The 23,787-nt window shown below is 71.2% G+C and carries 17 protein-coding genes; 7 read left to right on the top strand and 10 right to left on the bottom strand.

What is annotated here, in order from left to right:
• Position 1: 1 nt before the first annotated feature.
• The 5 genes from HDA31_RS10035 to fxlM form a co-directional block, all read right to left on the bottom strand.
• Positions 2-964 carry a thiopeptide-type bacteriocin biosynthesis protein gene (locus tag HDA31_RS10035; protein WP_178064828.1) on the bottom strand — a complete coding sequence of 321 codons (963 nt, stop codon included), beginning with the start codon at positions 962-964 and terminating at the stop codon, positions 2-4.
• Positions 946-2,115, bottom strand: a complete 1,170-nt coding sequence (locus HDA31_RS10030; RefSeq protein WP_178064827.1) for a lanthionine synthetase C family protein — start codon at positions 2,113-2,115, stop codon at positions 946-948. Before HDA31_RS10030 ends, HDA31_RS10035 begins: the two co-directional genes overlap by 19 nt.
• The gene (locus HDA31_RS10025) at positions 2,112-5,228 is read right to left on the bottom strand and encodes a lantibiotic dehydratase (protein ID WP_178064826.1); all 3,117 of its coding nucleotides are present in this window, start codon (positions 5,226-5,228) and stop codon (positions 2,112-2,114) included. Before HDA31_RS10025 ends, HDA31_RS10030 begins: the two co-directional genes overlap by 4 nt.
• Before the next feature lie 82 nt (positions 5,229-5,310).
• On the bottom strand, positions 5,311-5,505 hold the full coding sequence (locus HDA31_RS10020) for an FxLD family lanthipeptide (protein ID WP_246383842.1): 195 nt from the start codon (positions 5,503-5,505) through the stop codon (positions 5,311-5,313).
• Positions 5,506-5,551: 46 nt separating this feature from the next.
• A complete protein-coding gene (gene fxlM, locus HDA31_RS10015; protein ID WP_246384632.1) occupies positions 5,552-6,772 on the bottom strand; it encodes a methyltransferase, FxLD system in 1,221 nt (406 codons plus the stop codon).
• Positions 6,773-7,142: 370 nt separating this feature from the next.
• On the opposite strand from fxlM, the gene HDA31_RS10010 reads away from it, so the two are divergent.
• Positions 7,143-8,534, top strand: a complete 1,392-nt coding sequence (locus tag HDA31_RS10010) for a helix-turn-helix domain-containing protein (protein ID WP_178064823.1) — start codon at positions 7,143-7,145, stop codon at positions 8,532-8,534.
• Here the strand turns inward: HDA31_RS10010 and HDA31_RS10005 are convergent.
• From HDA31_RS10005 to HDA31_RS09985, 5 genes are all read right to left on the bottom strand, one after another.
• Positions 8,510-10,411 (bottom strand): S9 family peptidase, encoded by a 1,902-nt coding sequence (locus tag HDA31_RS10005; protein ID WP_246384631.1) that lies wholly within the window; start codon positions 10,409-10,411, stop codon positions 8,510-8,512. The two genes, HDA31_RS10010 and HDA31_RS10005, sit on opposite strands and share 25 nt — an antisense overlap.
• Before the next feature lie 511 nt (positions 10,412-10,922).
• Positions 10,923-11,447 carry a hypothetical protein gene (locus HDA31_RS10000; protein WP_246384630.1) on the bottom strand — a complete coding sequence of 175 codons (525 nt, stop codon included), beginning with the start codon at positions 11,445-11,447 and terminating at the stop codon, positions 10,923-10,925.
• Between the two features lie 204 nt (positions 11,448-11,651).
• Positions 11,652-11,813, bottom strand: a complete 162-nt coding sequence (locus tag HDA31_RS09995) for a hypothetical protein (protein ID WP_178064822.1) — start codon at positions 11,811-11,813, stop codon at positions 11,652-11,654.
• 707 nt (positions 11,814-12,520) lie between these two features.
• The gene (locus HDA31_RS09990; RefSeq protein WP_178064821.1) at positions 12,521-13,468 is read right to left on the bottom strand and encodes a DMT family transporter; all 948 of its coding nucleotides are present in this window, start codon (positions 13,466-13,468) and stop codon (positions 12,521-12,523) included.
• A gap of 34 nt (positions 13,469-13,502) precedes the next feature.
• Entirely contained in the window at positions 13,503-14,840 is a 1,338-nt protein-coding gene (locus HDA31_RS09985) for a helix-turn-helix transcriptional regulator (protein WP_178064820.1), read from the bottom strand.
• A gap of 334 nt (positions 14,841-15,174) precedes the next feature.
• Between HDA31_RS09985 and HDA31_RS09980 the strand changes: the two genes are divergently transcribed.
• The 6 genes from HDA31_RS09980 (at position 15,175) to HDA31_RS09955 (ending at position 23,403) form a co-directional block, all read left to right on the top strand.
• Positions 15,175-16,581, top strand: a complete 1,407-nt coding sequence (locus tag HDA31_RS09980) for an APC family permease (RefSeq protein ID WP_178064819.1) — start codon at positions 15,175-15,177, stop codon at positions 16,579-16,581.
• Positions 16,578-17,591, top strand: coding sequence for an acetamidase/formamidase family protein (locus HDA31_RS09975; protein WP_178064818.1), 1,014 nt, complete (start codon positions 16,578-16,580; stop codon positions 17,589-17,591). Before HDA31_RS09980 ends, HDA31_RS09975 begins: the two co-directional genes overlap by 4 nt.
• 52 nt (positions 17,592-17,643) lie before the next feature.
• Positions 17,644-18,282: a GOLPH3/VPS74 family protein gene (locus HDA31_RS09970; protein ID WP_178067417.1), complete on the top strand. Its 639-nt coding sequence runs from the start codon at positions 17,644-17,646 to the stop codon at positions 18,280-18,282.
• Between the two features lie 205 nt (positions 18,283-18,487).
• Positions 18,488-19,699, top strand: coding sequence for an FAD-binding oxidoreductase (locus HDA31_RS09965; protein WP_178064817.1), 1,212 nt, complete (start codon positions 18,488-18,490; stop codon positions 19,697-19,699).
• A gap of 300 nt (positions 19,700-19,999) precedes the next feature.
• Positions 20,000-22,402: a DEAD/DEAH box helicase gene (locus tag HDA31_RS09960; RefSeq protein WP_178064816.1), complete on the top strand. Its 2,403-nt coding sequence runs from the start codon at positions 20,000-20,002 to the stop codon at positions 22,400-22,402.
• Entirely contained in the window at positions 22,399-23,403 is a 1,005-nt protein-coding gene (locus tag HDA31_RS09955) for an exonuclease/endonuclease/phosphatase family protein (RefSeq protein WP_178064815.1), read from the top strand. Before HDA31_RS09960 ends, HDA31_RS09955 begins: the two co-directional genes overlap by 4 nt.
• The last annotated feature ends 384 nt before the right edge of the window (positions 23,404-23,787 follow it).

The raw sequence follows: 23,787 nt of genomic DNA, 5'->3' as shown, positions 1-23,787 counted from the left end.
ATCAGCTCCCGGGCAGGATGGCGGTGGTCGCCGCATGGGCGAGGATGCCCTGCGCGTGGGCGGGCAGGGCGAGCCGGTTCCAGTGGAAGATCACAATCTGGGCGAGGATCGCCCGGATGCCCCGGCCGAGGCGTCCGCTGGCGGCAGCCAGGCCGAGCTTGCGGCCAGCGTCCGCGAATGCTGTTTCCCAGTCGCAGGCGTCGGTGAGCGGTCCGTCGGGGGCGAACAGTGCCGTGCGGGCCTCGTCCGGAAGCGCGAGCAGGGGTCGCATCCGCGCGGCGAGGTCCGCGACACGTGACGACTCGGTGGCCGCAGGTGCGGGACGCATCTGGGCTACCCGGTCGAAGACGTCTGCGGCTTCGAACCAGTCCAGGCCGGCGTGGTGCTGGAGCGTCCGCAGCAGCAGTAGCGACAGTTCGCGACGGCCGATCGGTGGTTGGTCGTGCCCGGCGTAGGCGAGGACGCCGCGACTGTCAGCGCAGAACAGTTCGTGCACGATCGCGGTGGCGGACAGCCCGCCGAACGCGGCCGTCTCGGGCTCGTAGATGCCCGGGTCCCAGCCCGCGATCACTCCTACGGCGGCGAGGTCGTCGAGGAGCGCACCGACTGCGCCATGGTCGGTCGTGCGGATCCTGATCCGCCAGCTCGGGTGTTTGCGTAGGAACCACCAGGATGCTCGGTTATCACCGAGCCGGTCGAGCTGTGGGCCGATCCGTGTGCGGAAAACGGCCTCGGCGGTGGCCCAGTCGATCGGCCGGACGCGCGCCTGGAACCAGGCGTTGTCGTGGCGGATCTCCAGGGCGGCGATACCCCCGGCCCGGTACGTCTGAACGGCGGTGTCGAGCTCGTCCGGGGCGATACCGGCGGCTGCGGCTGTCGTCTCCAGCGCGGCCCCGCCGAGGACGGCTTCGACGAGGGCGACGACCGCGGCGGGCGCTCCGGTGGTCAGACGATCAGCAGACATGCGTCCCACCTGGTCCTGGGTGGCGCGGCGGCGCGGGCGGTCTCCATCGCGAGGAGGTGGCCGGTGCGACCGGTCAGGAAGCCGTCGTCCGGGTCGGGTTCGTGGCGGGTGAGGCGTTCGGTGAGGGCGGGCAGCCGCGCGGCGATGTCCGGGGTCTTCGCGTCGGCGGCAGCCCGGAGCACGGTGTGGTGGAGGCCGGCCAGACCGTGGCAGACCCCGGGTTCGGTGAGCCGGTCGAGTTGCTGGTCGTTCAGGCAGGCCACGAGTACGGCCTCGGCGTCGGCCTGCCGGGCGGCATGGTTCATGGCGATGGCGGCGAGTTGGAGGGCACGGGCGATCCCGGGCGCGCCGTAGCACCACGAGGGCCTGCCCGGCCCCGCCTGGGTGGGACGGCCGGTGCGGAGTTGGTCGCGGGTGAGCCACTGGGGCCACCACGATCCCTGGGCAACGTCGTCCTGCCGCCAGCGGTCGAACCAGGCGCACAGGCGCTCGATCGCCTCCGTCTGGCCGCGAACCCGGTGGCCCGCCCTGTCGGCGAGGGCGAGCAGGGAGAGCAGGCCGGCTGCGCCGTGGGCCATCCCGAAGTTGGCGTGGCCTCCGGGGGTGGGCAGGGTCGGGTCGGGGTCGTGGCCGACCCACCAGCCGGGTAGTCGCTGTCCGTCGTGGGTGCAGGATCGGGTCAGTCGCGTGATGTACGTCAGGAGGTCGCCGAGTTCGTCGGCGTCGGGCAGGTGGCGGAGCAGCAGGGCTCCGGTGCCGACGAGGCCGTAGAAGATGTCGTACTCGGCGAACGTGCTGGGCTGGCCACGTCGGAGGCGGTCGTCCGCTGCGGTCAGCCGCTGGCGGACGAGCCGCCGCACGTGGCGGGTGAGGCTCTGACGCGCGGCGGCGTAACGGTCGCGGCCGTCGGCGGTCGCCGCGTTGAGCAGGAAGAGGACGGCGGGTGCGCCGTGGTAGAGGCCGGTGTGCCTTCCGGCGTCGATGGGGCTGCTCGTGGCTCGGGTGACGAGGTGGTGTGCGGTGGTCCAGTCCCCCGCACCGTTCAGGGCACGTTCGATGGCCAGGAGCGCGGGGCCGACGGCGCCGGTCGCGAGGGACTGTCGGCCCGCTCCGGAAACGGGGGTGCCGGTGGGCCCGGCGGTGGCCGTCATCGCGGACCTGCCTGTGCCAGGCAGCGCATCGCGGCTGCTCGCGCGGCGTGATTTGTCCTGCGCTCGAAGTCGGGATCGACGCCGACCGCACGCATGTGGTGCTCGTGCAGCAGGGTCCGCAGCACGCTCCCGGGGTCGCGCTGTGGCAGCAGGCAGTCGTGGTACGCGCGCACCGCGAGATCGCGGATCTGCCAGGTGTCCGCGACGGCGTCCCCGCCGGGCAGGGCTCGCAGGCTCTGATGGTCGCCGGCGGGGTCGGCCAGGCGACGGGCCAGGTCGGTGAGCGTGCGCTCGGCTGGTTCGGTGGCTTCGCGGAGGCAGGCCAGCAGCGCCCGATAGCCCGGGTGGGGGCGCGAGGCGAAGGCTGCGGCGAGTCGCGCCATCGATGCGGCGGCGAGCGCCTGCGCCGGGATGCCGGCCAGGTCGGCGGTGCGAAGTTGCGCGATGGCGGCGGCGGTGTCGGCGGCGAAGACCTTCTCGGCGGCGAGGAGGGCGGGGCCGTGGCCGTAGCGGGCGGGATGCTGGTGATAAGCGGCGAGGACGAGTTCGGCGGGCAGACTCTGAGCCGCCAACCCGTTGGCGAACTCCGCCAGGATGGCGGCGGCGGGTCCGTACGCGCCTGGTTCGCTGAACCGAAGGAACAGGGACAGGTGCTGGTCGGCCTCGACGCGGATGGTGTCGCGGTGCCGCCTGAACCACCAGCGCCGCAGACCGAGGCCGATGAGGTTGTCGACCAGCTTCGGCAGGTGCGCGGTGAGCAACTGGTCGGTGCGGGCCGGGTTGCCGACCAGCCGGGCGTGGACGATGGTGGACGCTCCGGGCCGGAAGGTGTCGCCGGGTGGGGCGGTGACCGGCGGCGTGCGCTTCGGGACCGTGGTCAGGGTCATCGAGGTGAGAAACTCCGCAGGTCTGCCTGCGGTCCATCCGTAACCGTCGGGCGGGGCATCTTCTCGTAGCTCGAGCCGACCGGCACGGATCAGCCGGGCTCGCAGGAGGGCACGGTCGAGCGGTCGGCCGAGGTCGAGGGGCAGGCGAAGCTCGCCGTGGCAGGCCACCACCCGGTCCGGTACCCGCCACTGCTGCCGCCAGGCGGCGAGGGACGTTTCCCACCGGCCCGCGGCCGGCTCGTCGCCTCGCGGGTCACCCGAGGCGAGATCAGTTCCGGCGAGCAGCCAGCGCGCCGGGCTCAGGATGATGCGGCCGTACCGGATACGGGGAAGGTAGGGCAGGTTGCGGGCGGCTGCGCCGTGGTCGAGCGGACCGAAGACGACGCTGCGGGCGTCGGCGACCTCGGCGAGGAACCGCGCCAGGGGCGGGGTCTGCACGGTGGTGTCCAGGGCATGCGGGATGTGCGGGACGACGCGCCGACCGGTCGGCCAGTGGACGAGGTACATCTGTTCGGCGTCGGCGGTGACGGCGAGGTCGTCCACGGTGACCGTCGGGCCGTCGGGATGCTCGGACAGGGACAGCACGTCGGGCAGGAGTGTGCCGACGCGGGTGACGTTCTGGTTGTGCGTGCGGCGGGGTGGGAACGACAGCTGGACCGGGTGCGTCGGGTCCGCGTCAGAGGCGTGGTGGGCGTAGGACGCGGCGATCTGCGCCTGTTCGGCAGGGTCGAGAAGGTAGGCGAACCGCCCGACCATGCTGGTCGGCGTTCTGGGGGCGGCCGTGATCCGCAGCTCGTAGGCCCCGCGGTCCACCTTCTCGGCGCTGGCCGCGTACACGGCGAAGCCCAGTTCGAGCCGGCAGGGCGGGACTGCGGTGGCGTGGTTACCTACGGTGAGTGCGTCGACGTCGGCATCGGTGAGGCGGATCTCGTCGGTGCCGTCGAGGGTCGCCTTCTGGATGAGCGCGGCCAGGCGTACATCACGCTCGGTCAGCATCCGCCAGGCCGGGCGTGCTCGGGGTGCGCCGAGAAAGCCGGTGGGATAGCCGAGGCCGGAATCTGCGACCAGGTCGCGGACCGGCACCAGAGCTCCGGGGCCGTACCGGTCACGGAACCGGGCGTGGTAGTCCAGCCAGGCGACGGATCCAAACGGCTGAGTGGTCAGGCGGAGCAGCAGTTCGGCGGCGAGTGCCACCTCGTCGAGCACCCGGGACGGAATGCTGATCTTGGCGTCGAGCCGCAGGTCGACGGCGAGCTGGTGCTCGGCGTCGGGTGCCAGCGTCGCCATGGCCCTGATCGCTGCGGCCCGGGTCCGCGCCGCCTCGCGGGAATCTGCCAACGCGTTGTGTCGCGCGATCAGCTCACCGATCGCCTTGAGCCGGTCGAGGATCGGTGCCACCGCGCTCAACTCGGCGGCCCCTGCGGCATCCAGCACGTCGATGACATGGGCCAGGCCGTCCGTGGCGGTCATGGGCGGGCGGAGGCTGGTGATGAGGAAGCCGCCGCCCACGAGGCCGTGCAGCATCGCCCCGATCGTTGCGGGAGCCGCGTGGGGTATCTCGTCCGCGATCCGCGCGGCGAGCTGAGGAAAGTGGATCGGCCGCGCCGCGTGGGCAAGGGCCAGTCGTACGGCCCGGTTGTTCGTGGTGGAGGTTTCGCGGGGTGGTCCAGGCGAGCGCTGGCCCGGCAGCGGCCGGGCGGCGACGATGACGCGGCCGTCGCGCACGAACCTTGCGCTGTCGGCGACCACGGTCAGCCGTCGTTGGAGATCGGGGCGGGACTCGAGGCTGTCGACGACGTGCGTCAGCCATTCCCCGTCGACCCGTGCCGCAGCGCGGTGCCTGTCCCCGATCGTTGCCGCCGCCGGACCGACGGTCGCTGTGGTGACGGCGGCGAACAGTCCGAACGGCGTCGTTCGGCGTTGCCATCGCAGCAGATAGGAGGCGGTGGCGAGGACCGCGCGGCGGACGGCGGCGGCTGTCGCTTCGGCGGCCCTGGGGGTGAGGAGTTGGCTGACGCGTGCAGCGAGGCCGGGGCTGGCCATCGAGATGGCGTCCCGGACGTCAGGGCGTGTCCACCGGTTGGCCAGCCAGGCGAGGCCCTCACGCGCGGGCGCTGCCGGGCCGATGAGGTCGGCTGACGGTCCGGGGCCGAGGTCGCCGGGATCGGTGCTGGCCCGGACCAGTGCCGGGCCAGTTGGCTGGTAGCTGGTGTGCTCGGGCGGCATGGGGTGCCTCCTGGCGGGCGGGGGGTGGGGAGAGGGTCACCGGAGCCCGCAAAGCGCGGGCTCCGGCGGTAGGTGGGCGCGGTCAGGCCGGGTCGTACGACGAGGTGTTGCACGCGCTGGTGCTGCAGGTGCTTCCGCAGCCGTCGCTGGTGCTGCACGCCATGACGACCAGCGGCGTCGTGGCCTCGACGACCCGCAGGTCGAGCACGAAGTCGTCGTCGGTGACGACGTCGGCGTCGGCGGTGGGGGCGTCGAGGACCGCAGTCGGCGGGGCCATCGACATCACTCTCCTCAGCTGGAAGGGTTGGGTGGTACCACCTGGTCTAGGGCCAGGAGATCGTGACGACGCCGTGCGTCTTGTCCATGACGGGGGCGTCGGCGGGGATGAGCGAGGGGTCGCTGCCGACGGGCCAGTAGTGGAAGGTCGGTTCGGTGTGGCGTCCGTCGCGATCCCAGGCCTGGATCTGTTCGACCATGGAGGCAGCGGCTCGCTGTCCGTCCGGGCCGTAGGCGCGGGCGCCGAACTCCGCCCCCTCGCCCTCGGCAGCCGGGCGCACGGCCAGGTAGGCGAAGCCCGCCCCGGAGACGACGCCGAAGGGGAACCAGCGGCGCTCAGCGGCCAGGCCGGTTCCCTCGTCCGGGGCGATCCGGCAGAAGCCGGGGAGGAACCACGCGAACCACAGGTGCAGGTCGGCGAACGAGACGCCGTTGTCGATCGTCACGCTCGACCAGCGCTCGACGCGCTCCGTCCCCAGGACGCCGTCGAGCCGGCTGATCTCACGGGGGGCACCGGAGTCGAACGAGAGCCGGACGTTACGCCCGTTGCCGTCGGGCAGGAGGAACACCCGGTCGGGGTGCCGACCGTCGCCCTGCATCGGCACGAAACCGGCGACCTCCGCCGACGTACTGGAGAGGCGCTCGGACGCCCGGCGGAACCCGATCGTCCTCGTGACACCGTTCATGATCAGCGGCAGGACGAGCACGCCCGGATTCCGCAGTTGGTCGAGCAGGGCCGGGGGGATGTCCCAGGCGCCCACCGTGACGATGACGGCGTCGAAGGGACCCTCGCCCGGCACACCGTGCTCGGCGTCGGCGACCAGGACCCGGACCCGGTCGCCGTAGCCGTTCTGTTCCAGCAGCGTCGTCGCGCGGGCGGTGACCTCCGGGTCGATGTCGACGCTGACGACCCGTCCCTGTGGACCGACGATCTCGGCGAGGTACGCGGCGTTCAGGCCACCCGAGCCGACCTCCAGCACCGTCATGCCGGACCGCACCTCGGCCTGTTCGAGCATCCGCGCCTGGATGTAGGCGGCGGACACCGAGGAGATCGCCACGCCGTGCTCGTCGCGTTTGGTGACCACCGAGTTGTCGACCCCGTAGGCAACGGTGAGATCGGTGCCGTCGGGCATGAACCGCTCACGTGGCACCCGGCGGAACGCCGCCTCCACCGCTGCGGTGGCGATCTTGCCTCGGCCGCGCAGCTCGTCCACCAGCACGGCGCGCAGGTCGGCCGCCCGGTCGGCACCGTCATGCGTGTCAGCCACCTGGATCACTCGGTACTTCCTTCTTCTCGGGTGCCGGGCACCTTCCGTCGTGGTGCACCAGCGTCGCGGACCGGACCGCCGGCTGCACCGGGCCGGAGAACCCGGGTGCGTCGTCGGTCGCTCCTCACACTCTGGCCCGGACGAGCGGCCGGGTGAACGCACGCCATGCGGACGAACCACGTGTCCGCATACCCGGATACGGGCACGGCGGCGCGACGCGGGACCGCCATGCGCGTGAGCCCGGCGAGCCACGCGCGGCCGAACCCACGTCTGGCGCATGCTGGTGTGCGGCGGCGAACGACGGTGCCGGCGGGCGTACGGGTCTACGCTGCTCGATACCGTTCGGTGGAATCCTGAGGAGGGCGGCGTCATGGCCCAGGCCCCGAGGACGCTCCAGCCGTCCGCGTCGGAGCGTCACTTCTTCGGTGCCGAGCTGCGGCGCCTACGGGAACAGGCGAATCTCTCCCAGGCGCGGCTCGGCGCGAAGATCCGCTTCAGCGCCGATCTGGTTCGGCGGGTAGAAACAGCGGACCGCTTCCCGTCCCGCCAGTTCGTCGAGGCCTGCGACACGGCACTGGCCGCAGGCGGGGCTCTACTGCGGCTGCTGCCGTTGCTCGAGACGAAACGGGGCCTCGAACGAAACATGAGGCCCGCCTCCTCACCTGCCGATCCGGTCAGCCCGGTGATCCCGCCGAACGCGGCTCCGCCCGGGTCCACCGAGCCCGGTGACCTGGTCAGGCGGGTTCCCTTCCAACCGGGCGTACTTGATCGGGCCGCACTGGACTGGCTGAACGCCGACCGTGGCCCCAGCCGCCCCACGCCGGGTCGACGGGACGCCGCGGGCCCCGTCTCCGAGGACGAACTCGCATCGGCCGAGACCGCGCTCACGGTGTTCCGGCAGTTGGATCACACCCACGGTGCCGGCCGGGTCCACGCGCAGGTACAGCGGTACATCGAAGGCGAGCTCAACCGGCTGCTCGCGGCCACGCCCGCGTCCGAGTCGATCGGTAGACGCCTACACACGCTCGCGGCGGGCTTCTTCGAGCTCTGCGGCTACCAGGCTGTGGACACAGGCGCGCACGGACTGGCCCAGCGTCGTTACTTGCGCGCCCTACGGCTGTCGCAGGCAGCCGACGACCGGAGCTACGGCGGGTATCTGCTCGCCGTCAACATCGGCCACCTGGCGCTCCACTGCAATCATCCCGAGGCCGGGATTCGGATGGCCGTCACCGCGCTCACGGGGTGCGAGGAACAGGCGACCCCGGCGCTACGCGCCGCACTGCATGCCGTGGTGGCCCGCGCGCACGCCCGCCTCGGGCATGAAGCCGACTCGGTAGCCCATCTCTCCGTCGCCGAGAAGCAGCTCGCCCGCAGCCGGCCGGAGGACGAACCGGAGTGGATCCGTTACTTCACCCCGGCCTACCTCGCCGACGAACTGGCCCACTCCTTCCACGACCTCGGCCGGCCGCAGCAGACACAGCATCATCTGGGCGACGCGCTCACCTCACTGAGTCCCTCGCACGTCCGCCGGCTCGCCATCGACACCGCGCTTCTGGCCTCGTCCCTGGCCGCCGCCGGGCGTATCGACGAAGCGTGTGCGACCGGGCGGGAGGCCGTCGATCACGCGGCCAGGACGGCCTCGCACCGGTGCGTGCAGCGCATCGTCGATGTCCAGGTCGATCTCGATCCCTACCGCGGCGAGCCGGAGGTCCGCGAGTTCGGCGACTACGTGCGGCATCAGCTGCCAGCGGCAGCGGTGTAGCACCCCGGATCCCCGCCGGCCTCGCCCGTCCACGACCGGTAGTGGGCCAGCTCAGCCTCCAATGCCGCCCCAGCATGTCCGGAGGTGGCCACGTAGTGACCGACGCCGTCGAGCAACAGCAGCTCGTGTGGCAGGCCGCGGCGGGTCAACTGCGCGGCGAGGTCCCGCGCGTCGTCGACGGTGGCAACGGCGTCGACGGTGCCGTGGACGAGCAGCACCGGCCGGCGGATCGCGTCGGCGTGGACCCGGCCCGCTCCACTCCGCAGGCGCAGGGCATGGGCGCGCTGGAATCTGGGCACGGTGGTCGCCCACCGGTCGGGATCCACGATCGCCGAGATGGCCGTGGCGGCGGCGAACGGCCCGTCCTGCGTCGCCGCGTGGAGGGCCGTGTACCCGCCGGCGCTCGCACCGCGGATGAAGACCCCACCCGGCACCGCTCGCCCCGTTACCAGCAGGTGCTCGGCCACTGCCCGGCAGTCGTCGACGTCATCGACACCCCACCGGCCGTACAGCGACTCGCGGAACGCCCGCCCGTAGCCGGTGCTGCCGAGATAGTCGACATCCACGACGGCGAACCCACGGCTGGTGAAGAACTGCGCCTGCCAGTCCAGGCGCAGCAGGCAGGAGGCGGTCGGGCCGGGGTGCGCACGGACGATCACGGGCGCCCGCCACCCCGGCCCCGCGCCTGTCGGCGGATACACCAGGGCCAGGACCTCGCGGTCGTCCGCGACCCGCACCCGCAGCTCCGTCGGCGTCGAGACCGCGAGTCCGGCAAGGCGGGCGTGTTCCGACCGGGCCAACACCTCCAGGCGGGGACCGTCAGCAGCCAGGTGTACCAGCGCGACCTGCGGCGCCACCGTCGGTGACGAGGCGATCAGCGCGACTGCCGTCCCGTGCGCCGCCACGTAGGGCTTGATCGACGTGTACGGAAGCTCGACCGACGTCGCAGCACCGGACGGGTCGACGAGGAGCAGGCGGTGTCGCGGCCCCTGCTGCACCGCCATCATGATCCGTCCGTCGTCGAGGAAGTCATACGACGCGTAGCCCAGTTCCCAGGGCTCCGCCACGCACTCACCCTCGACGGGGACGACGGCCTGGACCTCCTGTCCGTTCCACCGGAAGAGGTTCCACCAGCCACTGCGGTCCGACATGAAATAGAGCGCGCCGTCGGGACCCCACCGTGGCTCCACCGCCGACTCGTCTGCCCCGCCCGCGACCCGCACGGGATCCCCGATGCCTCCGCCAGGCTCGTAGGGCGCCGCCCACAACTCGCAGGCATCCCACGGCATGTCCCGCTCGCTCCACCACGACCACGCCAGCAAGGCCGGCCCTGGTCGGGGCGCGCCGAAGAAGCCCGCCGACTCGGCGAGGACCCTCACCTGCGGCGGCCCCGTGAGCGCCACCGCCACCAGCTCGTCACCCTGCTCGGACTCCCGCACGGCCAGCAGCTCGCCCACACCGACGGACAGGTCCCCCATCGCCCCTGGACTGATCAGTTCCAGTTCGTCATCTCCGCGGCGACGCCGGTACAGGCCGCCCTCGCCGACACACCACAGGTCGCCGTCGACGACGGCGAAGGAGCCGCCGCCGTACGCATGCACCGCGCTGCCGATGTGGAAGTTCGCGGGACCCGCGTCCCGCGTTCCTTCGCCGGGCCGCCACCGCATCAGGGTTGCGGCTCCGCCGGCATCGGGGCGCGTCTCCAACCAATAGAGCGAACCGTCGAAGATTCGAAGCTGGTCATAACTAACGGATGCCCGCACCGCGTCCGCCGCCGCAATGGGAGCATCGGCGGCCTCCGCCCTCACGCGCACCTCCTCGCGCAGCCCGGCGTCAAACAGGCAGGACGGCAGACGAAAAGCCCTCTCGGATGCCACACTCGGCGCGCCGGCAGCCGGGGTGGAGGCGGGCTCGGCCTCGGGGACTCACGGGGGTGGGCAGCCACAACGCCGACTCTACGCCCGCCGACGCGCACGCCCTGCGGAGTCTCGCCTCCGTGCTCCAGCAACCTTCCTGCCCAACGCCGCGGCTGGGCGGGAGCTACAGCTGACCCAGAGGGGATGAGGCCCGAAACGTGGCCGCATACAGGTAGTGCACATGTGAAGATCGCGCCGATAGCGATCTTTCACCGCTTCGGCAAGGAAAGGTCTGCTATAGATCGCAACATAAGGTCTTGCGGTCGGTATGACTGGTGGTTTGGCGGCCCAGATCCCACCCGCTGACGATGGTGGGCATGACACGGCGTGCCCACCGGCGGCCCATTGGTCGATCGCCTCCACCACGTTTTCCAACGTCCGTCCCCTCCCGGGCACGGCGTAGCGGCGACGGTTTTGATGGGACGACGAGCGATGACCCCCACCTCCCCGATCGCCGACACTCAGGCGGGCGTTACCGGCCCCGGACGGTCATCTCCCGGACCGGCGACTCGGCCGTGACACTCTCGCAGACGCCCAACAGCTCGGGATGGTTCCGCAACTTCACGTATCCCTGCGGCGGGTGGAACACACCCAGCTCCGCCTTGAGCTCAGCGATCGAAACACCCGGATACTCCGAGACACGCTCGATCGGAATGGCGAAGGCCCGCTCCAGGTCCCGGACGTACTCCAGCACCGACGCGCCGTTACCGACACAGGCCCGCTCCGCGATCGCCGCGATCCGCTGCGGTGTGTCGACGACAGCCGGACCGAGGTCGATGACCGGGCCGAGGCGAGCAACCGGAGCATTCAAGTACACGTACCAGCGCACCGGTCGGCCGCTGAGGAACTGCCTCCGGAACTCATGGGTCCTCTCATCCGCCCAGATCAGGTCGTAGTACACCGCGTGCAGCGACATCAACACCGGCTCACGACTATCGGCCAGGGAGTCGCAATCGCCAAAGGGGCGCGACTGTTCGGAGGCAGGGAAGAGATTCATCGTTTACCGATCCGTACTGCGGTCCATGGTGGCAGAGGTGTGGTTCCGCTGGCCCTTCCACTTCCCAGCACCGGCAGGACCCCGCCCGATCCCGTATCAACTTGACCCACGCAGGAAAAGGTGATCATAGCGGCCCAACTATCGTCCCCAGGCCCGAACATCTGCCCCACCGCAAGTCTGCCAGTGCCCTGCGCCAGCAGAGACTTACGGAGCAGCCGGGCCGCTGCGGTGCGCGGCGAGCACGGAGCTGACGACGATCGCGCCGAGCCCGAGGACCACGGCGACGCTGATCTTCCTGCGAAGGAAGGCCACGCCGAAGGCGACGGCGGCGGCAGGTGACATCTGGAACGCCAGTGCCCGCCGCATGGGGCCGACGCGGGTGCGACGACTCAGACTCAAGGCACAGGCACTTCACGGGCACAGCGTGAACCACCTATGCCATCCGTTCCGGCCTTGCCCCTTGGGCGGGGAGCAAAGCAGACAGGGCCATTGGCTGACCGACGAACACCACCATCCCATTCAGGGTGACGGCCGGACGCCGTGATCACATAGATGTTCACCTGGACCAAGCCGGCAATGCTACGCGGAATGGTGCGAGCGAGACCTTGCAGGTCTCCAAGAAGAGCGCCCAGCCCCATGGCATCTGCGGAGTCCGACGTGCGGGAGGCGTGAGCGGGCGTCGGACCCGCAGTCGTGGTCACTGGTTCGGGTCGTATGAGCACGCCCGGGAGAGCCGCTACCGCAGTGTTCGTCACCACACAGAGCCCAGCCACGAGGGCACCCATCACAGCACCGGCCACTGTGATGCGAGCAGCGCCGCGGACACCCTTCGCCTGGATCTCCGCACTCGTCACGATGGCTTGAGCGTTGATCTGGGCAGCCCGCACCTCTGGCTCGATACTGCGCTTCTTGCTTCGCCGACTCATTCCGTCCCTCCCGACCCGAAAGGATCCCATGAGCCGACAGCGGTGGCCGCCATCTCGCCACGCGTGTCTGGCGTCCCGCCGCCACAATCTTGGGCGGCGGATGGTGGATGCCGGCGGGTCCGGATAGCGCGTGATCTGGCTGCCGGACTACCCAGCGTCGCCGAGTTCGGAGTCGGATTCATGGCCGGTGTCGCCGTGTTCAGCATCCGCCTCCTTGGTCCGCTGAGGAGTCGGCTCGCTGTGGTGCGCGGCGAGCACTGAGCCGACGACGATCGCGCCGAGCCCGAGGATCGCGGCGAGGCTGATCTGCTCGCGGAGGAAGATCACGCCGAAGGCGACGGCGAAGGCGGGTGACAGGTAGAACGCCAGTGCCGCGCGGGCGGGGCCGACGCGGATGATGAGTGCGTAGAACAGGGCGAGTGTCGCGCCGGTGCAGACGATCCCGAGGACGAGCAGGGCAGCTGTCGCGTCCACGCCGGGTAGCCGAATGGGGGCTGTGACGGAGGCGGGTACGACCACGGCTGCGGTGGTGACGAGCATGGCGGAGGTGGCGACGCCGAGAGGTGGAGCCTCGGCGTACCGGCGGTGGATCATCATGGCGCCGGCGGCGTAGCACAGCGCGGCGGCGAGGATGAGCGTGCCGCCGAGCAGCGCCGTCCGGCCTCCGCTCAGGTCGACGCCGAAGAGCATGACCAGCCCGGCCAGGCCGAGGATTATCCCGGTCAGGCCCCGCCAGCCCTGCGGGCGTTCGTCGGGTGCGAACCGGAGGGCGAGGAGCGCGACGAACAGTGGTTGTGCGCCGACAAGGATGCCGGCGACGCTGGCTGAGACGTACTGCTGCCCGTAGGTGAGCAGCAGCAGCGGGGCGGTGGACTGCACGAGCACGGTCTCGATGATCGCCCGGGGGTTTCGCCAGACGGGGCGGAGTGCGTCCCGGCGTACCGCGAGGGGAAGCAGCAGCAGCGCGGCGAGCAGCACGCGTCCGAGGACGACGAGCGCGGGCGGGAGATCGCGCAGGGCGACGGTGATGAGCGGGTATACCGCGCCCCAGAGGGCGGACAGGACGACGAGGTCGATCCAGGAGCGGCGGGTCACAGCGGGTCGTGGCGGGTCGACGTACGCACGCGCTCTAGTTAATCAGGACCTGCCGGTACAGGCTCTGCACGCAGTCGAGACCACTCCAGGGCAGCAGGTCGACGAGGAGTTGGCGTAGCCGCTTGCGGTTGCGCTCGGATCCGGTACGTCGGGCGAGCACGTCGGCCTCGGTGGCGGCATGGCAGGCCTGTTCGATCTGGTTCATCTGCGTGTACGCGATGGCGAGGTCGATGAACGTGCCGGAGCGCTCCCGCACGAAGTCGGCGGGCAGCAGGGTCAGCGCCTCGTAGAGCGACCGGGTCGCGTCGGTGGGGCGGCTCAGCCGGGTCAGGCAGCGGCCCTTGAGACGGGCGGCGTGGCAGTCGGCGTTAAAGAAGCTCAACCAGGCGGGGGTGTTGTCCATGCTGACGCCGTCGAAGGCCCGTTCGGCCCCGGCCAGGGCGGTCATCCCCCGGTGGGGCTCGTCGAGGAGCCCGTACGCCTCCCCGGTGGCCTCGCCAAGCCAGGAGTTGACGGCGGCCGGGACGCCTCGGCCGGCGACGTCCCGGGCGATGCCGAGCAGGCTGAGCGCGGTGCGGCCGTCCCCGTTGTGGAGGTGGATCTGGCTCAGGACGCCCAGGCCGTACGAGTGCAGGGCCCGGTCGTCCGCCTTCTCCGCGAGCGAGATGGTGAGGCGGCAGTACCCGTGCGCCTGCTGGTAGCGCTGGGCATCGATGGCGAGCCAGGCGGCGAGTTGGGCTGCATCGGCGGCAGCGCGTAGCAGCCGGCGGTGGGTGCCAGTGCTCGTCGTGCGGTTGCTGACCTCCAGCATGCGGTACAGGTGGGCGCCGACATCCGCGCTCACCTTGCCGGAGCCCTCCCGATAGTCGAGATGCCGGTAGGTGTCGGTCAGGATCTCCAGATCCTCGACCACCCGCTCGGTGACCCGTGTCAGGACGGCGCCGGAGGGCAGCGGAACGCCGGTGGCACGTTCGCTGGTGGACCGGCTGGCCGGCGCTTCCGGTGTGCCCGCCCGGAGGGCCTCCGCATCGAGGTGGCTGTGGTCCTCGCCGCCGAGCAGGTCGCCGGCGGCGCAGTGGTAGAGGAACGCCAGCTTGTTCAGCGTGTCCAGCGACGGTGCCCGGCCCGCCGGGCCCGGCCAGATCTCCCAGTACGAGATCTGCTTGGCGGTCTTAGGCGCGTCCGCGTCGGGCCACTGCTCGTTCCAGCGGCGCGCCACGTCGGCCTGCGTGAGGCCATGGGCGAGGCGGAACGCCACCCTCGGGTTGATGCGGTACCGCTGCCGCCAGTGCGAGGCGATCCGCCGGTACGTCCATCCGCTGGCCCGCAGCTCGTCGGCCTCCCGCTGGAAACTGCGCGCGCTCCTCGCCATCCCTGCCTCCGAAAGTGACCGCCACCAGGCCGACCGTCGGTAGCACGTTAGCGATCACCGTCGCCGTGACGGAAGCCATCGACACGCTACTCCCCGTGATCCGGGGAGTAACGGTAGGTCGAAGGTCCCCACCAGCTGGGGTCGATCTTCCCCGCTGCGGACGGCACCCTCGAACACGACGCGGAACGCCTGCTCACGGCACCTGCTTCCGACGGTGGCCCCCTCCACAACCTCCGGCGGCAGGCGATGACGGCGGCGCACCACAGACCGCTCGACCATGACCGGCGCACGACGTCGGGCACACGCCAGTTGATCGACATGGAGAGGCTCGCTGATGCATGAGCAGAACGAGTTGGGCCGCTACGGCTATCGGCAGGAACTGGCCAGAGGGCTGAGGTTCCGGGATCTGGTGGCGTACGGGCTGGTGTACATGGTGCCGATCGCGCCGATGGCGATCTTCGGGAGTGTGTACGCGGGGTCGGGTGGGATGGTGGCGTTGGCGTACGTGGTGGGTGTGGTGGCGTTGGTGTTCACCGCGTTCTCGTACGCGCAGATGGTGCGGGCGTTTCCGATGTCGGGCAGCGTCTACAACTACGCGGGGCGTGGGATCGGCGCGCCGGTGGGGTTCCTGGCGGGGTGGGTGATCCTGCTGGACTACGTGCTGGTGCCGGGCCTGTTGTATCTGGTGGCGTCGGTGGCGATGCACGCGAGTGTGCCGTCGGTGCCGGTGTGGTGTTGGCTGCTGGGCTTCGTGGTGGTGAACACGGTGGTCAACTCGGTCGGGATCCGGATGACGGCGTTGGTCACGCGGGTCATGCTGGTCGGTGAGCTGCTGGTGTTGGCGGTGTTCCTGGTCGTCGCGGCCGGTGCCCTCGCCGCGGGCAAGGGCCGGTTGAGCTGGGGGGCGTTCTACGACTCCGACACGTTCGGCTGGTCGGTGGTGGCCGGGGCGGTGTCGATCGCGGTGTTGTCGTTCCTGGGGTTCGACGGCATCTCCATGCTCGCCGAGGAGAGCAGGGGCGGGCCCCGGCAGGTCGGGCGGGCGATGGCGGCGGTCCTGATCCTGGCGGGGGTGTTGTTCGTCGGGCAGACGTGGCTGGCGGCGATGCTCGTCGCCGACCCGGGCCGGCTGTTGGCCGAGGGTGATCCGGCGGGGACGGCGTTCTACGACGTGGCGCGGGTCGCGGGCGAGGGTTGGTTGGCGACGGTGTGCGCGGTGGCGACGGCGGTCGCGTGGGGGTTGCCGAACTCGATGGTGGCTCAGGTCGCGACGAGCCGGCTGCTCTACGCCATGGCGCGGGACCGGCAGTTGCCCGGGTTCCTGGCGCGGGTGTCGCCCCGGCGGGGTGTGCCGGTCAACGCGACCCTGCTCACCGGTGTGGTGTCCCTGGTGCTGGGCTTGTACATGGCGGGTCGGGCGGACGGGGTGACGGTGTTGTCGTCGCTGGTCAACTTCGGGGCGATGGTGGCGTTCCTGGTGTTGCACGTGTCGGTGGTGGTGCACCACCTCGTCCGTCGGCGTAGCCGTAACTGGTGGGCGCACCTGGTCATGCCGGTGCTGGGCTTCACGGTCCTGGCCTACGTGGTGGTGCATGCGAACATCGCCGCCCAGCGGGCCGGGTTGGCGTGGCTCGCGGTGGGGCTGGTGGTCCTCGCCTGCCTGTACGCCACCGGTCGGCGTCCCGTGCTGTCCGGCCTGGTGCCGGCCCGCCCGGCCGGCAGTGACCTGGAGCGGGTGTGACCGGCATGGACCGGATCGTGTACCGGCCGGGCCCGGGGGAACTGGCGCACACCTTCGGCGCGCGTCTGCCCGTCGCCCACGTCCGCTGCGGGGACGTGCTGGAGGTGTTCACGCAGGACTGCTTCGGTGGGCTGGTGCGGGGCCCGGCGGACCTGCCGTCGCGGGTGTGCCGCATGCCGTACCTGAACCCGGTGTCCGGGCCGTTCTTCGTCGAGGACGCCGAGCCCGGCGACACCCTCGCCGTGCACATCGCCGCGATCACCCCCGCCACGGACTGGGGGGTGTCGACGACGTTCCCGCACTTCGGGGCGCTGACCTCGACCTCCCGCACCGCCACCCTGCAACCCCCGCTGCCCGAACGGGTGTGGGTGTACGGGATCGACCAGCAGGCCCGCACCGTACGGTTCCAGGCCACGAGCAGCGACCACACGGTGAATCTGCCACTGGAGCCGATGATCGGCACGATCGGCGTCGCACCCACAGGATTCGAGGCCCGCTCCACGCTCGTGCCCGACTCCCACGGCGGGAACCTCGACACCCCGCAGCTACGCGCCGGTGTCACCCTCTTCCTCGGGGTCAACGTGCACGGGGCGATGCTCGCCCTCGGCGACGGACACGCCCGCCAGGGCGAAGGCGAGGCCTGCGGCGCCGCCGTGGAGATCGCCACCGTCACCACCCTCCTCGTCGAGGTCGTCAAAGGCGTGACGACACCCTGGCCGCGGCTGGAGACCGACACCTCACTCATGTCGGTCGGCTGCGCCCGCCCCCTGGAGGACGCCTACCGCATCGCCCACCACGACCTCGTCGGCTGGACCAGCACCCTGACCGGCCTGGACACCCTCGACGCCTACCAACTCGTGTCCCAGGCCGGCCGCGCACCCGTCGGCAACGTCTGCGACCCCAACTACACGATCCTCGCCGCCATCGACAAAGCCCTGCTCCCCACACCCGCGCACGCCTACCAGGACGCGCACCGCCGGCTACGGCGGCTCGCCGCCGAAACACGGTAGGAGCCGACCAGTGACCACGATCCCCCACCTGCCGCTGCGCGACGAGCTGTTCATGCTCGCCCACGACGACGACACCGGCCGCCTGCACGTACACCGCCGGGCCCTCGCCCTCGGCCTCGCCGGCGCCGTCCTGATCGACCTGCACCTCGCCGCACGGGTCACCGTCGACCCACCCGACCCCACCAGCCCCGTGCCCGGCCAACGGCTGCGCCTGCGCACCGACCGACCCGTCGGCGACCTCATCGCCGACGCCGCCCTCACCTCACTGCACCCCACCCGCACCGCCCCACCCCTGCGGACCTGGCTGCGGCACTTCGCCGTCGACCTCTACGACCGCACCCGCGCCGGACTCGTCGCCACCGGAATCCTGCGCCCACACCGCCAACGACGCCTCGCCGGCATCACCCACCGCCACACCTACCTACCCACCCACTGCAAGTGGTCCGTCGTGCCCCGCGCCCGACTCTGCTACCTCGCCCAGGGTCGCGAACAACCCAACGACCACACCGCCGCACTCGCCGGCCTCGTCGCCGTCCTCGGCCTGACCACCCACCTGTACCTCGACAACGACCCCACCACCCTGACCACACGCCTCACCACCATCGCCAACCAGCACCACCGACCCGTACGGGACATCACCGCCGCGGTCGACGCCAGCATCGGCGACCTCGCCACCGCCACCTACCGCTGACCCGCTCTCTCACCGTCCCCCGGGGAACGGCGGTGATCAGTCCGTCCCGCAGCCGCCGCAACATCACCGGCTGCCGAGCCGCCCTGCCCGCTGGAAGGACCACGACGCGTCACCGCCAGCGACACGCGCCCTTACGGCTACCACGCCACTTACGGCTACCACGCCACCGACCCAGCATTCCGATCAGCGCCAAGGAGCCGGTCTCGTGACACCGCCCGCCGCCTATCCAGCCGACCTCCGCGCATCCTGGGCCGACGTCACACCCCACCTGCGCCGCGCCACCGACCACTTCTCGTCCCTCCTGGCTGACCGACGGATGAGGCTGCTGCCCGAACGTGATGCACAAACGTTCCTGGCCACCGTCGGTCACCTGATCGCCGGTGGTGACAACCACGCGGGGCGCACCGCCCTGCTCGCCGCGTTCGCCCCCACCTACCGGCACCTGGGCCTGCAGCCCTACCACCACCAGACGCTCGTTGACGCCCTCACCGCCACCATCGTCCGCTACGCGCCCACCACTTGGACGTCCACGATCGCCGAACAGTGGCGCCGTCACGGCCACCACGTCCTCAGCCTCATCCACCGCGCCGCCCACCGCCTCACCACCACACTCCCGTGGACCCCCGCGCAGATCATCGGCCGCGACCCGGCAACCGACACCACCACTGTGCTCACCCTGCGTCCCCGCCGCCGCCTGCACTACGAACCCGGCCAGGCCCTCCCCGTCACCACACCCCACCGACCCGGCACTTGGAGGTGGTACTCCCCCGCCAACGCACCCCGCCCCGACGGCACCATCGAGCTCCACGTCCGCGCTGTCCCCGACGGACCCGTCTCACCGCTTCTCACCCACCACGCCGCCGTCGGGGAGTACGTGTGGCTCGGCCCGCCCTACCACGCCGGACTCACCCTCGACCCCGACCACCACGGTGACCTTCTCCTCGCCGCTGGCGGCACCGGCCTGGCGCCCCTTCGCGCCATCGTCGAGCACCTCACCACCACCGGCGCCGCCAACGGCCGGCAGCGGCGGGTCACCCTCATCGTCGGTGCCCGCACCCTCGAAGACCTCTACGACAGCATCACCCTCGACACCCTCCAGACGACTCACCACGAGTGGCTGACCATCAGACCCACCTTCACCGACGACCCCCTCGTCGACCCGGCCGCCCAGGGTGACGTGCTCACCGCCGTCCTCGACCACTACCGGCCCAGCCACCACGTCCACGTCGCCGGCCCACCCGCACTCATCGACCACGCCCGCCACCGACTCCCCCTCGCCGGTATCCCCGCCGACCACCTCCACCTCGCCGAAACCTTCACCCGCCCCACTTCACCCGCCGTAGAACCAACCGGCGGCACCAGGTTCTCCCGACGGGAGGACACCACCACGCGCCGCAAGGCGGCCCCGCTGCGGTGACACCGCGTCCACCTCCTCGCGGCCGCCCGGCCCCGAGGCATTCCGGCCACGCCTCCACCGCCCCTCGACGCGCTCGGGCTCCGCTTCCCCTGTGGGATGTCCAACCCGACACCGGATGACCGGTCTCTCCAGGCGAACGAGTCGACGTCGACAGCCGCCGCCCCACCCACCCTGATCCAGGAGCACACCCTTGCTTTCCCACCCCCGGCGTCTCCACCACGCAGTCCTCCGGTCCGCCTCGGCCTGTGCGCCGTCCGCCGCGCACGGCCGGCTGTCGCGCGTCGACCGGCGTACCCGCTGATGACGCCGATGCCGACGCTGCGCGGCTACCAGCGGGAGGCCGTCGACGCGGTGGTCGCGGCGCTGACGGACGGCGGACGTGGTCAGGTACGGGCGGCCTGCGGCAGCGGGAAGTCGATCGTGGCTGTGCACGCGGGGGTCCGGCTGTGTCCCTCAGGGCTGGTGGTGGTGGCCGTGCCGTCGCTGACCCTGCTGGCCCAGACATTGAACGTGTGGGTCCGGGCGGGTGCGGCCGCCCGGGTGCTGGCGGTGTGCGGCGACGGCGGTGTCGCCGACGAAGCGGTGCGGGTGGTGGACCTGACCTGCCCGGTGACCACCGACGCGGCGCAGATCGCCGGGTGGGCGAGGCAGCACGATGCGGCGTCGGGGTTGAGTCTGGTGCTGGTCACGCACCGGTCGGCGGACACCGTGGGCAGGGGCCTGAACGTCGCCGGGGTGGCCGCCGACCTGCTGATCGTGGACGAGGCGCACCACACGGCCGGTTGGGCGGGCAAGCACGGTGCGCTGGTGCACCGTGACGAGCATCTGCCGGCGCGGCGGCGGCTGTACATGTCGGCCACGCCCCGGCTGCTGCCGGCCAGGCTCCGCACCGGCGGCGACGGTGACGACGTGCTGTCGATGGATGAGACGGCGGTGTTCGGGCCCGTCTGCTACACGTACTCGTTCGCGCAGGCCATCAGTGACGGCTGGCTGGACGACTACCGGGTCCTCGCCATCGGGGTCACGTCCGCGCAGGCGTTGGAGATGCTGCGGGATCTGGACCCGGCCGCGGTGGTCGATGCGCGGGCCGCGCCGTTGCGGACGGTGGTGGTGCAGACCGCCCTGATCCGGGCCGCGGCGGAGTTCGGTCTCCGGCGGATATTGGTGTTCACGCCCCGGGTGCAGGCCAGCCGGGAGTTCGCCCGCACACTGCCGGCCGCCGTGCAGTCGCTGCCTGCCGGCGAACGGCCGAAGGGCCGGCTGACGGTGGGACACGTCGACGGCACCCAGAGCATCACCCAGCGGCGCCTGCACCTGCGACGGCTGGCCGACCCGCCCGAGGACGGATGGACGGTGCTGTCCAACGCGCGGTGCCTGGGCGAGGGCGTGGACGTGCCCGCCGTGGACGCGATCGTGCTCACCGCACCGAAGGAATCCCCCGTGGACGTCGTCCAGGTGGTGGGGCGGGCGGTGCGCCGCAATCCGGCCGGGTCCGGCATCGCCACCATCCTGCTTCCGGTGCTGCTGCCGGACGACCCCGCCGACATGACCTCCGACCTGACCGGGACCATGACCCGCTGGGCGACCCTGCTGCAGACGCTGCGGGCGTTGCGGGCCCACGACAGCGCTCTGGCGGCCGACCTCGACCTCCAACGCGCCCACACCGGCACCGGGGCCGCGGAGTTGCCGCCGCGGCTGCTGGTCCGCCTGCCCGACGGATACGCGTCCGAGCAGTTGCTGCGGCACCTGACGGTGCGGGTGCTGGAGGAGACCACCCCCGACTGGATGGTCGGCTACGGTGCCCTGCGCGACTTCCACGCCGACCACGGCCACACCCGGGTTCCGACCGGTCACCTCCGGCATGGGGTCCGCCTCGACCGGTGGGTCTTCCGGCAGCGCGCCGACCATAAGGCCGGCCGCCTGGCCCAGGACCGCGTCGATTACCTGAACGCGCTCGGCTTCCACTGGGAACCCCGGGAAGGAATCTGGGCCCGCGGGCTCACCTACGCGCGACGGTTCCACGCCGAGCACGGACACCTGCACGTCCCCCACGGCCACGTCCTCGACGGGTTCGACCTCTACACCTGGCTGTGGCAGCAACGCGCGGCCCGCCGCGCCGGCACCCTGCCCACCGACCGGGTCGCCGACCTCGACGCCCTGGGCATCGACTGGAGCATCCGAGCAGCCCACCACGACGGGTACGCCGCCGCCCGCCGGTTCCACGCCGAACACGGCCACCTCGACGTTCCCTTCGGCCACACCGTCAACGGCATCGACCTCTACCGTTGGCTCTCCGCCCGACGCGTCGACCACCAGAAGGGGGCCCTCAGTGCCGAGCGGGCCCGCGCCCTGGAAGCACTGGGCATCCACTGGTCCCTCCGCGAGGCCGCCTGGCAGCGCAACCTCGCAGCGGCCACCGCCTACTACCAGCGCGAAGGCCATCTACATCCCCGCAAGGGCCACGACGGCCCCGGCGTGGACCTGGCGAAATGGCTCAGCAAGCAACGTGCCGCCCGTCGCGCCGGCACCCTGACCGACCGGCAGATCGCCGCGCTCGATGCCATCGGCATGCAGTGGGAGATCCCCTCCGGCGGGGCCCGTACCCGCCAGGTCACCGCCCGTCGCCGGGCTAGCACCCCGGACCCGCCCCCAGCAGGCCCCACGCCTGCCCACCAGAGCACCCCACCCACGGAGCAACCATGATCCCCGTCGCGTTGTTCAACTTCGAAGCCGGCGGCCTCCGCCACGGCCAACGCAACCTACGCCCCCTCGTGGACGCCTTCCACGACGTGCAGGCCCCGCCCGCACTGATCCTGCTCTGCGAGGCCAAGACCTGGCACGAGAACGGCCAACGCCCCCTGCACCACGCCGCAGAACTCCTCGCCGACCGGTTCGACCGCCCCTACGTCGGCGTGCTCGGCCACGACCCACACGGCCCCATGCCACCCGCCATCCTCTACGACCCGACGCTGCTGACCCTGCGCTCCTGGCCCGCCCCCGCCGACCCGCACGTCTTCGCCGACAAGCGCAACATCGCCGTCTTCGCGATCCGCGACACCGGCGCACCCGGCACCCCCGACAGCCGCACCACCTTCGCCGCAGCCGTCGCCCACTGGGACCCCCACTGCGGCATCCGCCGCCGCCAACAGGCCGCCCTGCTCGACCGCTACGGCACCACCGACATGCCCGTCATCGTCGGAGGCGACCTCAACAGCACCGCCTCCGGCCCCCACCTCCCCCAACGCGACTGGGCAGCCGCCGGCCACCGCGCCCGCGCCCAGAAAGCGCGCCGACACCCCGACGGCACCTGGACCGCCGACACCGACGCCGTCGACCACCTCATCGGACGCTGGGACCCCGAAACCCACCACCGCACCGACGGATGCGGCTTCCACGCCCTCGCCGAACTCGCCCGGACCGCCAACCCACAGATGCCTCTGCTCCCCACCGTCAACGACGGCATCGACGTCGGCGGCGGCCTGCTCATCGACTGGCTCCTCGCCAACGACACCATGCGCCCCCACGTCGACCCCGACAGCTACCGAGTCCACGTCCCAGCACGACAGCCCTACCCCTCCGACCACCGACTCGTCACCGCCACCCTGATCTTCGACACCCCACCACCGTCACCACCCCCACGACCGGCTCCCCTCACCCAGCAGCAACCGGAAGCCGGCCGCCACCCGTGCGGTCCCCGCCGCTGAACCGATGTCCGCGCGGGTCGGCCGGCGACGCTCGCAGCCGACCGGGTCAGGCACCGGCGAAATGTTTCCCCAAAATGACACCTACCACCCCCACCTTTCCCACCTTGAGGAATATGACTAGACACCATCAAGGCAAGGTGATAAGAGAAAGGCGAATTAGCCAGATTCGCGCGATTCAGTCCGATTGCATCCTCGCGGGAGCGCCGCAAAGTCGCACACAGTGTGCGACCAGGAATGGAGAAATGGCGGCACGATGATCCACATGTCCACATAGTGATTAATCGGACCACTTTCAATTTCCCTTAACACTCCTCCGTCGAATGCAGCCAAAGGAACCTCCACGCAACCCCTCGGACCCGCCGTCGTTGGTACAGGGGAAGCCCC

The organism is Micromonospora carbonacea, from assembly GCF_014205165.1.
GTDB lineage: Bacteria > Actinomycetota > Actinomycetes > Mycobacteriales > Micromonosporaceae > Micromonospora > Micromonospora carbonacea.
Note: the sequence above shows the minus strand (reverse complement) of the source record. Positions and strands in the feature narration are given on the sequence as shown.

Bases quoted from the DNA above. Each gene is read 5' to 3' on its own strand.
- HDA31_RS09960 (WP_178064816.1), top strand. From the start codon at position 20,000: ATGACGCCGATGCCGACGCTGCGCGGCTACCAGCGGGAGGCCGTCGAC.
- HDA31_RS10025 (WP_178064826.1), bottom strand. From the start codon at position 5,228: ATGCCGCCCGAGCACACCAGCTACCAGCCAACTGGCCCGGCACTGGTC.
- HDA31_RS10010 (WP_178064823.1), top strand. From the start codon at position 7,143: ATGGCCCAGGCCCCGAGGACGCTCCAGCCGTCCGCGTCGGAGCGTCAC.
- HDA31_RS09955 (WP_178064815.1), top strand. From the start codon at position 22,399: ATGATCCCCGTCGCGTTGTTCAACTTCGAAGCCGGCGGCCTCCGCCAC.
- HDA31_RS10000 (WP_246384630.1), bottom strand. From the start codon at position 11,447: ATGAATCTCTTCCCTGCCTCCGAACAGTCGCGCCCCTTTGGCGATTGC.
- HDA31_RS10020 (WP_246383842.1), bottom strand. From the start codon at position 5,505: ATGGCCCCGCCGACTGCGGTCCTCGACGCCCCCACCGCCGACGCCGAC.
- HDA31_RS09985 (WP_178064820.1), bottom strand. From the start codon at position 14,840: ATGGCGAGGAGCGCGCGCAGTTTCCAGCGGGAGGCCGACGAGCTGCGG.
- HDA31_RS10035 (WP_178064828.1), bottom strand. From the start codon at position 964: ATGTCTGCTGATCGTCTGACCACCGGAGCGCCCGCCGCGGTCGTCGCC.
- HDA31_RS09995 (WP_178064822.1), bottom strand. From the start codon at position 11,813: ATGCGGCGGGCACTGGCGTTCCAGATGTCACCTGCCGCCGCCGTCGCC.
- HDA31_RS10030 (WP_178064827.1), bottom strand. From the start codon at position 2,115: ATGACGGCCACCGCCGGGCCCACCGGCACCCCCGTTTCCGGAGCGGGC.
- HDA31_RS09970 (WP_178067417.1), top strand. From the start codon at position 17,644: ATGCTCGCCCACGACGACGACACCGGCCGCCTGCACGTACACCGCCGG.
- HDA31_RS09980 (WP_178064819.1), top strand. From the start codon at position 15,175: ATGCATGAGCAGAACGAGTTGGGCCGCTACGGCTATCGGCAGGAACTG.